General features: G+C 67.1%; 12 protein-coding genes. 8 read left to right on the forward strand and 4 right to left on the reverse strand.

The window, feature by feature from the left end; genetic code table 11:
* Positions 1-17 precede the first annotated feature (17 nt).
* From NL112_RS14765 to NL112_RS14775, 3 genes are all read left to right on the forward strand, one after another.
* On the forward strand, positions 18-1715 hold the full coding sequence (locus tag NL112_RS14765; protein WP_255149611.1) for an acyl-CoA carboxylase subunit beta: 1698 nt from the start codon (positions 18-20) through the stop codon (positions 1713-1715).
* Between the two features lie 159 nt (positions 1716-1874).
* Positions 1875-2126 (forward strand): MTH865 family protein, encoded by a 252-nt coding sequence (locus NL112_RS14770; RefSeq protein WP_255149612.1) that lies wholly within the window; start codon positions 1875-1877, stop codon positions 2124-2126.
* Positions 2127-2399: 273 nt separating this feature from the next.
* Entirely contained in the window at positions 2400-2654 is a 255-nt protein-coding gene (locus tag NL112_RS14775) for a hypothetical protein (RefSeq protein ID WP_255149613.1), read from the forward strand.
* 9 nt (positions 2655-2663) lie between these two features.
* On the opposite strand, the gene NL112_RS14780 is transcribed toward NL112_RS14775, so the two are convergent.
* Together NL112_RS14780 and NL112_RS14785 are read right to left on the reverse strand one after the other, a co-directional pair.
* The gene (locus NL112_RS14780; protein WP_255149614.1) at positions 2664-4307 is read right to left on the reverse strand and encodes a class I adenylate-forming enzyme family protein; all 1644 of its coding nucleotides are present in this window, start codon (positions 4305-4307) and stop codon (positions 2664-2666) included.
* 47 nt (positions 4308-4354) lie between these two features.
* Positions 4355-4843, reverse strand: coding sequence for a metal-dependent hydrolase (locus NL112_RS14785; RefSeq protein ID WP_255149615.1), 489 nt, complete (start codon positions 4841-4843; stop codon positions 4355-4357).
* An 83-nt stretch (positions 4844-4926) separates the two neighbouring features.
* On the opposite strand from NL112_RS14785, the gene NL112_RS14790 reads away from it, so the two are divergent.
* Complete coding sequence (locus NL112_RS14790) at positions 4927-5049, forward strand: hypothetical protein (protein WP_255149616.1); 123 nt, start codon at positions 4927-4929, stop codon at positions 5047-5049.
* 26 nt (positions 5050-5075) lie between these two features.
* On the forward strand, positions 5076-5645 hold the full coding sequence (locus NL112_RS14795) for a peroxidase-related enzyme (RefSeq protein WP_255149617.1): 570 nt from the start codon (positions 5076-5078) through the stop codon (positions 5643-5645).
* On the opposite strand, the gene NL112_RS14800 is transcribed toward NL112_RS14795, so the two are convergent.
* On the reverse strand, positions 5646-6311 hold the full coding sequence (locus NL112_RS14800; RefSeq protein ID WP_255149618.1) for a DUF4396 domain-containing protein: 666 nt from the start codon (positions 6309-6311) through the stop codon (positions 5646-5648). It abuts the gene before it with no gap.
* A 155-nt stretch (positions 6312-6466) separates the two neighbouring features.
* On the opposite strand from NL112_RS14800, the gene NL112_RS14805 reads away from it, so the two are divergent.
* Together NL112_RS14805 and NL112_RS14810 are read left to right on the forward strand one after the other, a co-directional pair.
* Complete coding sequence (locus tag NL112_RS14805) at positions 6467-9031, forward strand: heavy metal translocating P-type ATPase (protein WP_255149619.1); 2565 nt, start codon at positions 6467-6469, stop codon at positions 9029-9031.
* A 43-nt stretch (positions 9032-9074) separates the two neighbouring features.
* Positions 9075-9344 carry a basic helix-loop-helix domain-containing protein gene (locus tag NL112_RS14810; RefSeq protein WP_255149620.1) on the forward strand — a complete coding sequence of 90 codons (270 nt, stop codon included), beginning with the start codon at positions 9075-9077 and terminating at the stop codon, positions 9342-9344.
* Here NL112_RS14810 and NL112_RS14815 read toward each other — a convergent pair.
* A complete protein-coding gene (locus NL112_RS14815; protein ID WP_255149621.1) occupies positions 9341-10984 on the reverse strand; it encodes a hydroxymethylglutaryl-CoA reductase in 1644 nt (547 codons plus the stop codon). The two genes, NL112_RS14810 and NL112_RS14815, sit on opposite strands and share 4 nt — an antisense overlap.
* A gap of 298 nt (positions 10985-11282) precedes the next feature.
* On the opposite strand from NL112_RS14815, the gene NL112_RS14820 reads away from it, so the two are divergent.
* On the forward strand, positions 11283-11954 hold the full coding sequence (locus tag NL112_RS14820; RefSeq protein WP_255149622.1) for a DUF2270 domain-containing protein: 672 nt from the start codon (positions 11283-11285) through the stop codon (positions 11952-11954).
* Positions 11955-11977 lie beyond the last annotated feature (23 nt).

The raw sequence follows: 11977 nt of genomic DNA on the forward strand, positions 1-11977 counted from the left end.
CTAGAGTCAAATTTACTATGGAGATAAACATCGAGGACGACACTGACGAGGAGATCGCACAGGCCATCGCCACCGCCATCTCGGAGCATCTCGGCACAGATGTCGAACTCGTCGACGGCGAGGGGGAGGTCGCCGCGGCCGGCCGGGACTGGAGCGAGGAGGGAGCCATCGTCACCGAGCGCGAAGAGGAGATACGCGAGGAGATAGAGGCGATACTGTCGGGGGGGCCGGACCGCGGGTTCGAGAAGATAGAGGACCTCGGGAAGGTGTTCGTCCGCAACCGCCTCGACCTGATTTTCGACGAGATAGAGTACGAGGACGGCACGTTCGCCCGCCACGGCGACGACGACGAACTGCCGGCCGACGGGCTAATCACCGGCATCGGCACCATCGACGGCCGGAAGGTGGCGTTCACGGCCAACGACTACACCGTGAAGGCGGGGTCGCTCGGGCAGATGGGCGTCGAGAAGGTCATCCGCATCCAGGAGCGGGCGATGGACCTCGGCATCCCGATGTTGCGGCTCGTGGACTCCACGGGGGCGCGGCTCAACGCCGAGGAGCGGGAGCCCGGCGACACCCACATGGACCGCTATCGGGGCGGCAAGATGTTCTACAACCAGTGTCTGCTCTCCGGGAAGGTACCCCAGATCGGCGTCCTCTACGGCCCGGACGTGGCGGGGTCGGCGTACACGCCGGTGTTCTGTGACTATCTCGTGATGGTCGAGGACATCGCCGGCATGGCCATCGCCTCCCCGCGCATCGTGCAGGCGATGACCGGCGAGGACGTCGACATGCAGGAACTCGGCGGTCCGGAGGTCCACGCCAAGCACTCGGGGAGCACGGACCTCGTCGTCCCCGACGAGGAGACGGCCGCCCAGCGGGTCAAGGACATTCTCCGGCTTCTGCCGGACAACTACCGCAACCAGCCGCCCGAACAGCCGTCACAGCCGCCGAAGAAGAACCCCTACGGGCTGGACGCGGTCATCCCCGACGAGCCGAACAAGGCCTACGACGTCCACGAGGTCATCGACCGGGTCGTCGACCGCGACTCGTTCATCGAGATGAAACCGGACTTCGCGCCCGAACTCGTGACCGGGCTCGGCCGCATCGACGGGCAGGTGGTCGGCATCGTCGCCAACCAGCCGGAACACGTCTCGGGAGCCATCTTCCCGGATTCGGCCGACAAGGGCGCGGGGTTCGTCTGGACCTGCGACGCGTACAACATCCCGCTGGTGTACCTGTGTGACACGCCGGGCTACATGATCGGCTCGCAGGTCGAGAAGGAGGGCGTGCTCCGGAAGGGCCGCAAGTTCATCTACGCCACATCGAACGCGCAGGTGCCGAAGTTCTGCGTCATCACGCGGAAGGCGTACGGCGCGGGCATCTACGCGATGGCCGGCCCCTCCTTCGGCCCGGACGCGACGCTGGCGCTCCCGTCCGCGGAGATTTCCGTGATGGGTCCCGACGCCGCCGTCCACGCGCTGTTCGGCGGTCAACTCGAGGATATGGACGAGGCCAGCAAGGAGGCGTTCATCGAGTCCGCCAAGGAGGAGTTCGACAAGTACATCGACATCCGCAAGCAGGCCGGGCAGATGCAGGTCGACGAACTCGTCCCCGCGGGCGACCTCCGGGAGCAACTGGAGAGTCGCCTCGACGTCTACAAGACGAAGGAGCGAGACCCCGTCGACCGCCACCACGGCACCGTGTTCTTTTAACTCGGAGCCGGCGGCCTTACACCGTTAACTCAGCGCGCCACGTCGGGAACACCGATTCCCCGCTGGCCGAAGGAACGAACCACCGTAAACCTCGTCGGGGGTTTCGCGCTTCCGATAACCCACGATTTATGATGTATCGGTAGGTTGGTTCGAGTGGCTATGGCAGACAAAGAGGAACTCCGCCAGCAGATGATCGACGCGTTCGAAGGCGCCGACTACCCGATCAACAGCCCGATGGACCTCGTCCCCGCGCTCCCGAACGGGCCGTCGACGACGTTCGAGTCCGGCGACTTCTCGATGACCGCCATGGAGCTCAACACGAAGCTCGGCGGCGGCGACTTCCCGTACGACTCGCCGGAGGCGTTCGTCGACGACATCATCGAACAGCTCGAGGACGAAGGCCACATCTGAGGCTCCCCGCCGTTCGTTTCTCACCCCTACACGTAAGCCGGTAGAGCCCGTCGCCCGCCATCCCGATGTCGAACCTGTCGACTAGCGTCCGGGCCGTTTCCGGGAGCAGCGAACGCCGCACACGCCGTCCTCGTCGTCGGATACTCGTCGCTACGGCCGCGAGCAACGTCCGTCTGAAAGGCACCGACGGGTGGGTGGTCGACCACCGGTGAACGTCTCGTGTCGGATGAACCGTACCCGAGGTTGAAGTCGTCCGGGGCTGACGAGCGGCGCATGGACACGACTGACATCGTACAGCGCGCGCTCATCCTGCCGTTCCTGCTGGGGCTTCTCGGCGTGTTCGTGTTCGGGGGCCGCTACACCGGCGTCGGCCACCTCGATTCGCCGGCGACGGTGCTCGGGTTCGGCGAGTACGACACCGCCGGGTTCGTCGTCAGCGTCGTCCTGCTTCTCGGGAGCGCGTACCTGTTCAGTTACGTCACGCCCGAGTCCGAACTCGAGGAACTGGACGAGTCGTCGACCGAGTGAGGCTCCCGTCTACAGTTCCTCGCTCGACGAGAGCGGCCCGTCGAGTCGTTGTTCGGCCTCCTCCTCTAGCTTGTAGCGCTGGACCTTCTGGGTGGCCGACCGCGGCAGTTCGTCGACGAAGAACACCCGCCGCGGATGGGCGTACGTGGCGACGTGGTCGAGCGTGAACTCCCGCAGGTCCGCTTCGGTCGCGTCGCTTCCCTCCTCGAGGACGACGAACGCCACCGGCGCCTCACCTTTCACCTCGTGGGGTGCGGCGACGACGGCCGCCTCGGCCACGTCGGGGTGCTCGTACAGCGCGTTCTCGACCTCCGCCGGGTAGATGTTCTCCCCGCCGGCGATTATCATGTCGTCGGCGCGGTCGACCATCCAGAAGTAGCCGTCCTCGTCGACGCGGGCGATGTCCTCCGTGTAGAAGAACCCCTCGTCGTCGAACACCTGCTCGGTCTTCTCGGGCAGGCCGAAGTACCCCTCGAACACGTTGGGCCCGCGGATGGCGATTTCGCCGGTCACCTGCTCCTCGTCGTCGAAATCGATGTCGTCGTCGGGGAACGGCGTCAACTGCTCGTAGCTGACCCGCGTCTCGCGGGTCTCGGGGTCGACGAGCTTCATCTCGATGTTCTCCAGTGCCGGGCCGATACAGCCAGCCGGCTTCCGAACGCCGTGGGCCGGCTCCACGGTGCCGGCGGGTGCCGTCTCCGTCATCCCCCACCCCTCTATCATCGGGACGTTCCACGCCTCCTCGATGGTGCGGCGCACCTCGTCGGCGAGCGGCGCGGCCGCGCAGTTGACGTACCGCAGTGCCGAGAGGTCGTACTTCTCGGGGTTCTCGCGGTACTCCCGCCACATCATCGTGTACATCGCGGGGACGCCGGCCATCGTCGTCACGTTCCTCTCGGTGAGCGCGGTGAGCATCTGCTCGCCGTCCGGTTCGGGCTGGAGATGCATCGTCGCGCCCTTCGCCAGATACGTGCCGAGGATGGCGTTGAGCGCGTAGATGTGGAACAGCGGCAACACGAGCACGATGGAGTCGTCGGCGTCCACCGCCAGCCCGCCTTTCGTGTACGCCTCCACCGACGACAGCAGGTTCTCGTGGGTCAACAGCACGCCCTTCGGGTTGCCCGTCGTCCCCGAGGTGTACGGCTGGCAGGCCACGTCGTCGTACGCCCGGTCGGGGCGGTCGAACTCGACGTCGGCCTCGGCTTTCGCCTGCGAGTAGTTGACGACGCCGTCGCCGGAGACGCCCGAGAGCAGGAGCGTCCCCACGTCCGCGGCGGCCGCGAGGTCCTGTGCCTCGTCGGCCAAAAGCGGCGAGGCGACCACGTGGTCCGCCTCGGAGTTGTCGAGCACGTACACGAGCGTGTTCGGGTCCATCCGGAGGTTCAGCGGGACGGGGACGGCGCCGGCCCGGATGGCGCCGAAGTACGCCTCCGGGAACTGCGTCGTGTTCGGGATGAACAGCCCCACCCGGTCGCCCGGGTCGACGCCGTGGTCGACGAGCACGTTCGCCACGCGGTTCGCCGCTTCGTCGAGTTCGCGGAACGACATCGACTGTCCGAACGCGGTAAACAGCGTCTCGTCGCCGTAGCGGTCGGCGGCCATCGCAGGGAGGTCCCCCATGTGCCGGAGCGGAGCGCCTTCGAAGTGATCCATGGTAGCGTTCGGCAATCCCGTCGTCCGGTAATAAATTTATGTCCCGACTACGGTCCCGCGAGCAGTAGCGCGGCGGCGGTGGCGAACACCCCGAGCGCGAGCAGGCCCCAGTTGGCGAGCGTGTTGCTCGCGCGGGCAACCCCCAGCGTGTACGACTCGCCGGACAGCGGCCACAGGAAGGGGACGCCGGCCGGCGTGAGCGCGTCCGCGAGTAGATGTGAGCCGACGCCGATGACCCCGACGCCGGCCCCGAACGCCGCCGCGCGAGTCGGCCCGCCCAGCGGCCGGTAGCTCCCCTGGCCGAGTTGCCAGCCGACCGCGCCCAGAAGCGCCGCGACCCCAAGCAGGAACAGTAGCGTATGCGTGATGCCGCGGTGACTGACGAACGGCACACGGAGGTCGTAGTCGGGAAGCGTCGCCAGAAGCAGGACGCCCGCCCCGCCGACGAACGCCAGCGTCGGGTCCGACGCCAGGAGCAGGTAGCCGACGGGGGCGTACGCCAGGAGCGCCGCCCCGTAGTGCCCGGTCGCGTACATACCGGGACGCGGGCCCCCTCCCGCTTGAACGTACGGGCCGCCGAAACCGACGCTCCTTTTCTGTCTCCGGCCGAAGGCGGAGCATGCTCGACGCCCTCGTGGCCGCGTTCGGCCCGTTTCTCGTCCCCGCGGTGCTGTTCGGCGTCGGCGTCGTCGGCTACCTCCTTCTGTATCTCCTCTCCCGCCTGCTGGGGGACGAACAGTAAAGGCCGGGGGCGTTCCACACGTCGGCATGGCCGACGAACCGATGGGCCGCTTCGACGCGCCCGACGTCGAGGACCTGCCCGACGACATCCGCGAGCGAATCGCCGAGGAACGCGAGGACGCGGGGTTCACCCCGAACGTCTTCGCGGCGATGGGGTACAAGCCGAGTCATTTCCGGCCGTTCTTCGAGTACCACGACGCGCTGGTCGAAGACACGGCCCTACAGCGCCACGAGATAGAGATGCTCGTCGTCACGGTTTCGGGCATCAACGACTGCCTCTACTGTGTGGTCGCCCACGGCGCCCTGGTTCGCATCTACGCGAAGGACCCGAAACTCGCGGACCAACTCGCCACCAACCACCGGAGTGCGGACCTCTCGAAGCGCCATCGGGCGATGCTCGACTTCGCCGAGAAGTTGACCGAATCGCCCGGCAAGGTGGGCGACGCCGACGTTCAGGCGCTCCGCGAGGTCGGATTTTCGAAGGAAGCGGTCTGGGACATCACAAGCGTCGTCGGCTTCTACAACCTCTCGAACCGGCTGGCCGTCGTCACGGACATGCGCCCGAACGACGAGTTCTACACGCTCGGCCGGGAGTAGTCAGGCGGCCGCTTCCTTCGGGTTCTGCATGCCTTCCTTGACGCCCTGGCTGACCAACAGGACGTTCACGGGGTACGCGACGACGAGGCCGATGGTCAGCGAGAATATCAGCGCGGACCAGAACAGCACCTGCCCGATGTGGGCCTCGCCGGCCAGCCAGACGTCCGTGCCGATGGCGGCTATCTCCATCACGGTAATCGAGGGCGTCTCCGTGTAGAGAGCGTCCGTCATCGCGGTGGCGAACGACTCGCCCTCCTGCATCAGTGGGCCGACGGTCAGCGAGTAGCCGAGGACGTACGCACAGCCGAACGTGATGGCGATGACCCAGTGGCTCGCTAACGCGAGCAGGCCGGCGGCGACGGTGACGCCGATGACCTCGCCGGCACCACACCCCGAGTAGCAGTGGGCGACCGACCGGAAGCCGCGGCGCCACAGCGAGTCGTGGTCGATGGCCGACCGTCCGGAGTAGGCGTAGATGGCGAGACCGAGCGGCCCCGAGTAGAGGACGGTCAGTCCCCACACGAACTTCATCAGCGGCGCGATACCCGAGTTGTTCGCGCGCAGGTCGTACGCGAGCGCGAGGAGCGAAACGGCGACGAGAGCGCCCCACACGGCGAGTACCTGCGGGTTCGTCAACACGGCCTGGAGAGTCTGCTCGACACTCATCGTGTGTCCATGTTCTCGCGCCCGACTTTTGCCGTTTGGGGGCCGGGTATCTGCCCCGAGAGTGGTGAATTGCTTTTGACTCTAGATTCTGCATGTGGGTATACTTTGGAATCCTCGTGACAAACCGCATTAACGGTGAGGCCCTACGTAGGGACATGACACATCGCTCACCGTTGCAGTTGACCGGCATGTCCTGTGCCAACTGCGCGGGCACCATCGAGGAGTCCGTCGGAAAACTCGACGGGGTCGAGGAGGTGGACGCCAACTACGCCACGGACGAAGGGAGCGTCACCTACGACCCCGACCGCGTCTCGCTGGCGGAGATATACGACGCCGTCGAGGACGCGGGCTACGGCGTCGTCGACGAGCGCGTCGAGGTCGCCATCACGGACATGACCTGTGCGAACTGCTCGGAGACGGTCGAATCGGCGCTCCGCGACGTGCCGGGCGTCATCGAGGTCGACGCCAACTTCGCCACCGACGCGGCACAGGTCCGGTTCAACCCCGCCGAGACCGCTCGGGGGGAGCTGTACGACGCCATCGAGGCGGCCGGCTACACGCCCGTCCGGCCGGAGGCAGGCGACGAGGAGGCCGACGCCGACAGCGTCGACGCCGCCCGGAGCGAGGAGATACGCCACCAGAAGCGGCTGACCCTGTTCGGCGCGGTGCTGGCGGCGCCGCTGGTCGGGATGCTCGTCGCGGAACTGTTCGCGCCCGGGGTGCTCCCCGAGCATATCCCGGGGACGACCGTCTCTATCGGCTGGGTCGCGTTCCTGCTCGCTACGCCGGTCCAGGTCGTGCTCGGCCGCGAGTTCTACGAGAACTCCTACAAGGCGGTCGTGAAGAACCGGACCGCGAACATGGACGTGCTCATCGCGCTGGGCTCGACGACGGCGTACGGCTACTCCGTCGTCGCCCTGCTGGGCGTGTTGCCCCAGGCGGGGCTCTACTTCGACACCGCGGCGCTCATCCTCGTATTCATCACGCTGGGCAACTACCTGGAGGCCCGCTCGAAGGGCCAGGCCGGCGAAGCGCTCCGGTCGCTGCTGGAGATGGAAGCCGAGGAAGCGACCCGCGTCGACGAGGATGGAAACGAGGAGACCGTTCCGCTGGAGGATATCGAGGTGGGTGACCGGCTGAAAGTCCGGCCGGGCGAGAAGATACCGACGGACGGCGTCGTCGTGGAGGGGGACTCGGCCGTCGACGAGTCGATGGTGACCGGCGAGTCGGTCCCCGTCTCGAAGGACCCCGGCGACGAAGTCGTGGGCTCGACCGTCAACACCAACGGGGTGCTCGTCGTCGAGGCCACGAAGGTCGGCTCCGAGACCGCCATCCAGCAGATAGTGTCGATGGTGAAGGAGGCACAGTCTCGCCAGCCCGACATCCAGAACCTCGCGGACCGCATCTCGGCGTACTTCGTCCCCGCGGTCATCCTGAACGCGCTGGCGTGGGGTGCAGTCTGGTATCTGTTCCCCGAGGCGCTCGCGGGGGTCGTCGGCGGTCTCCCGCTGTGGGGGCTGGCCGCGGGCGGCCCCGCCGCGGTGGGCGTCGTCGAGTTCGCGGTGCTGGTGTTCGCGTCGGCGGTGCTCATCGCCTGCCCGTGCGCGCTTGGGCTGGCGACGCCCGCCGCGACGATGGTGGGCACGTCCATCGGCGCGCAAAACGGCGTGCTGTTCAAGGGCGGCGACGTGCTCGAACGCGTCCGCGACACCGACACCGTCGTGTTCGACAAGACCGGCACGCTCACCGAGGGTGAGATGACGCTGACCGACGTGCGGCCGCTCGGCCCCGCAGCGGACGGGGCGGGTCTCGCCGTCGACGAAGCCGACGCCGAGACGCGTCTGCTGTCGGTCGTCGCCACCGCCGAGCACGGAAGCGAGCACCCAATCGCCGAGGCCATCGTCGCGGGCGCCCGCGACCGCGGCATCGAGGTGGGCCAGCCCGACGCGTTCGAGAACGTGTCGGGGCGTGGCATCCGCGCGACGGTCGACGGCCAGTCTGTCGTCGTGGGCAAGCCGGACCTGCTGGCCGAGGAGGGCGTCGCCGTCGAGCGGGCCGACGAAGCCGTCGAGTCGCTCGAATCGGCGGGGAAGACGGTCGTGCTCGCGGGCGTCGACGGCGAACTGCTCGGCGCGGTCGCCGTCGCCGACGAGGTCAAGGAGTCCGCACGCGAGGCCGTCGCCGCGCTCCGCGAGCGGGGCGTCGAGACCCGGATGATAACGGGCGACAACGAGCGGACCGCCCGCGCGGTCGCCGAACAGGTCGGCATCCCCGCCGAGAACGTCCGGGCGGGCGTCCTCCCCGAGGACAAGGCCGACGCCGTCGAGTCCATCCAGGCGGACGGCTCCCGGGCGATGATGGTCGGTGACGGCGTGAACGACGCGCCCGCGCTGGCGGCGGCGTTCGTCGGCGTCGCCATCGGGAGCGGGACGGACGTGGCCATCGAGGCGGCGGACGTGACGCTGATGCGCTCGGACCCGCTGGACGTGGTGAAAGCCATCCGGGTGAGCGAGGCCTCGCTCCGGAAGATAAAGCAGAACCTGTTCTGGGCGCTCGGCTACAACACGGCGATGATTCCGCTGGCGTCGCTGGGTCTGCTTCAGCCGGTGCTTGCGGCGGGTGCGATGGCGCTGTCGTCTGTGTCGGTGCTCGCAAACAGCCTGCTGTTCCGGGGGTACACCCCCGACCACGACTACGAACTGTTCGGGTTCCTGCGGTAGCGCCCCCGATTTTTACCCGTCACGGGCGCGTCACGCCCGGAGCGTGACCGACCAGGACCCGAAGACCGTCCGCGACTACCCCGAAACGCTCGACGACGAGAACGGCTCACAGCTCGTCGGCGTGACCGCCGACGGGGAGCCGCAGTACTACGACCCCGTCCAGAACCGCATCGCCCCCGCGTTCGACGCGGACGGCGAACTCCTACCGTCGTGGGAGGAGGGTCGTGAGCTCTCGCCGGGCGAGACGCTCCAGGACGCGATAGACGACATCGAGGAGCGGGTCGGCTGGGAGAGCCTGACCGACGACGATTAGCGATTGCGGCCGAGTTCGTCGTGGCTGGTGACCCAGTCCGACGCCGAGATGGCCGACGCCAGCGACAGTTCGCCCGCGAGCACGACGGCCGCGGCGATTTCGGCGAACTTGTTGACGTTGCCGGCGCCGTTGCAGTCGAGCATCTCGAGACACTCCGACTGCGTCGGCAGGTTCGTGCCGCCGCCGTAGGTGGCGACGATGAGCGACGGGATGGTGACCGAGACGTGCAGTGAGTTGTCGTTCAGGAGCGTCGTGTTCACCATCGCGGCCGACGACTCCGCGACGTTCGCCTCGTCCTGCCCGCAGGCGATGAACAGCGCCGCCAGTCCGTTGGCCGGGTGGGCACCGTTCGTGTTCGCGCCCGAGAAGAACGACCCGAGCGTCGCCACCTGCGCGTGGTGGTGGATGCTCTCGGGTTCGACGCCGAGATGGTGGAGCATCGTCTCCTCGTCGAGCGTCACTTCGGCGGTGACGCGCTTCCCGCGGGTGTTGAGGTCGTTGACCTTCGAGGCCTTCTTGTCGGTGGCGAAGTTCCCTTCGAGGTAGAAGTTCTCGACGTAGCCGTCGTACTCGCTGAGCACCCAGTTGCAGGCCGCGAACGTCGCCTTCCCGACCATGTTCTGCCCGGCGGCGTCGCCCGTCTCGAAGTCGAACCGGAGGTGGACGTGGTTGTTCGTGAGATAATCCTCTATCTCGACGAGTTCCGCGACGCTTGACGTCTCCTCGGCCTTCTGTTTGACCGTCTCGTAGTGGTCGAACACCCAGTCGCGGAAATCACGCGCGTTGCGTGCGTCCTCGAACACGAACACCGGGGCGCGGTTCATGTTGTCGTCGACGACGGTCACCTTCGCGCCGCCGGAGAGGTTGATGGCCTTCATCCCCCGCGAGTAGGAGGCGACGAGCGTCCCTTCCGTCGTCGCCAGTGGGATAGGGTACTCGCCGTCGGCGTGTTCGCCGTTCACCTTCACGGGGCCGGCGAGGCCCAGCGGCATCTGGGCGACGCCGACGAAGTTCTCGATGTTCCCCTCGGTCACCTCGGGGTCGAACGAGTGCTGGCCGACGTGTTCCAGTTCGGCGCCCGTCTCCTCTTTCACGAACTCGTGGCGGCTCTCGATGGCCTCCTGCGAGTAGTTGTCCTCCCCGTTGCGCGGGATGCCGCCGACCATCTCCTCGTCGCGAATGGTGTCCTCGACTTCGAGCGTGAGTTCGCCGAACGGTTTCGCGGTGAACTCGACGGTGATGGAGTGGCTTCCGGTCGTCAGCGTCACGCCGTCGATACGGACGATGACGGTCCGACCGACCGGGAAGTTGACGTACTCCTCCTCGGTGAGGTCGTCGAGTTCGATTGTCGTCTCGTCGTGGGTGACGAGTCGCACGTCCGCGAGGTCGACCCGCTCGCCGTCGACGACGACGCGTGACACGCCCGTCAGTTTCGCGTCCTGCAACCGGTTCTTTATCTCGAACTGTGCGCCCGACCCGGTGTCACGAAGGCTCCCGTAGGTGTAGAGCCGTTGCAGGATGCGGTCCGGGATGTCGAGCGAGAACCGCCCCGACCCGACGAGGTTCGCGTAGAGTCGCTTCAACACGCCGCTGTCTGGAGTTGGAATCACCATCGCGTCTCTGTCGGCATCTCCGACCAAGCCGTGAAAAGGGTTGTGCGAGCCATAACCTGTAACTCTTGTAGTAGGTAACGCACCCGACGGACCGACGGGCTGTGGCCAGTTGACACGGTGCGTGCGCCGGGTCTTCACCGTCTCCACGTGACCTCGACGGCTCCCGAGAGTCGTATTCGTCTTCTTATGTGTCTGGCGACCCCCGCCGACCCCCGGCTGGCGACGGGAGTGGCCGTCCCCGCCGGACCGTGGCGGCCCCCGAGCAGTTGTATTGCACTCTACACACAATACTTATCGGCCTCCGATAGCTACTGGTCGTCACACGATGGGAGGTCCCGACCAGAAGCTCGGCGGCGACATGTTCGAGGGCGACCCGGGGTCGCCGCTTGCGCATCTGTACCGCGGCGAGATTCACCGGATGAAGCTCTGGCGCGAGCGGCTCGACCGGACCACGAACTGGGCAGTCACGGTGCTTGCGGCGGTGCTGACGTGGGCGTTCACCAGCGAGCAGAACCCCCACTACGTCATCCTGGTCGGGGGCGTGATGCTCACGGTGTTCCTGTGGATAGAGGCCCGTCGCTACCGCGGCTACGACATGTGGCGCTCGCGGGTCCGCACGCTCCAGGAGAACGTGTTCGCACACGCGCTGGACCCGCCGGAGGGCATCGAACACGGTACGTGGCGCGAGCGACTCGCCGCCGACTACCGTTCGCCGGACCCGAAGATAACGTACGATGAGGCGCTCGCGCACCGGCTCAGGCGCGTCTACCTCCCGCTTCTGGGTGTCGTCGTCGGGGCGTGGACGTTCCGCGTGACCGCGTTCCACGGCGCCGACTGGCCGACGAGCGCCGCCGTCGGCGTCGTTCCCGGGAGTATCGTCACCGGCGTCGTCGCGCTCGCGGTGCTCGGTGCGCTGGCCGTGGCGTGCCGTCCCCGGCGCTGGCGAGCCAAGGGAGAACTCCGGAGCGAGGAGGTCGTCCCCTGGGACGACGATTGAGCGAGACGAACAATACTTTACCG

Origin of the sequence: Halorarius halobius (assembly GCF_024298865.1) — an archaeon.
Lineage (GTDB): Archaea > Halobacteriota > Halobacteria > Halobacteriales > Haloarculaceae > Halorarius > Halorarius halobius.

Coding starts and splice junctions, on each gene's coding strand:
- NL112_RS14765 (WP_255149611.1), top strand. CDS start 18: ATGGAGATAAACATCGAGGACGACACTGACGAGGAGATCGCACAGGCC.
- NL112_RS14770 (WP_255149612.1), top strand. CDS start 1,875: ATGGCAGACAAAGAGGAACTCCGCCAGCAGATGATCGACGCGTTCGAA.
- NL112_RS14775 (WP_255149613.1), top strand. CDS start 2,400: ATGGACACGACTGACATCGTACAGCGCGCGCTCATCCTGCCGTTCCTG.
- NL112_RS14780 (WP_255149614.1), bottom strand. CDS start 4,307: ATGGATCACTTCGAAGGCGCTCCGCTCCGGCACATGGGGGACCTCCCT.
- NL112_RS14785 (WP_255149615.1), bottom strand. CDS start 4,843: ATGTACGCGACCGGGCACTACGGGGCGGCGCTCCTGGCGTACGCCCCC.
- NL112_RS14790 (WP_255149616.1), top strand. CDS start 4,927: ATGCTCGACGCCCTCGTGGCCGCGTTCGGCCCGTTTCTCGTCCCCGCG.
- NL112_RS14795 (WP_255149617.1), top strand. CDS start 5,076: ATGGCCGACGAACCGATGGGCCGCTTCGACGCGCCCGACGTCGAGGAC.
- NL112_RS14800 (WP_255149618.1), bottom strand. CDS start 6,311: ATGAGTGTCGAGCAGACTCTCCAGGCCGTGTTGACGAACCCGCAGGTA.
- NL112_RS14805 (WP_255149619.1), top strand. CDS start 6,467: ATGACACATCGCTCACCGTTGCAGTTGACCGGCATGTCCTGTGCCAAC.
- NL112_RS14820 (WP_255149622.1), top strand. CDS start 11,283: ATGGGAGGTCCCGACCAGAAGCTCGGCGGCGACATGTTCGAGGGCGAC.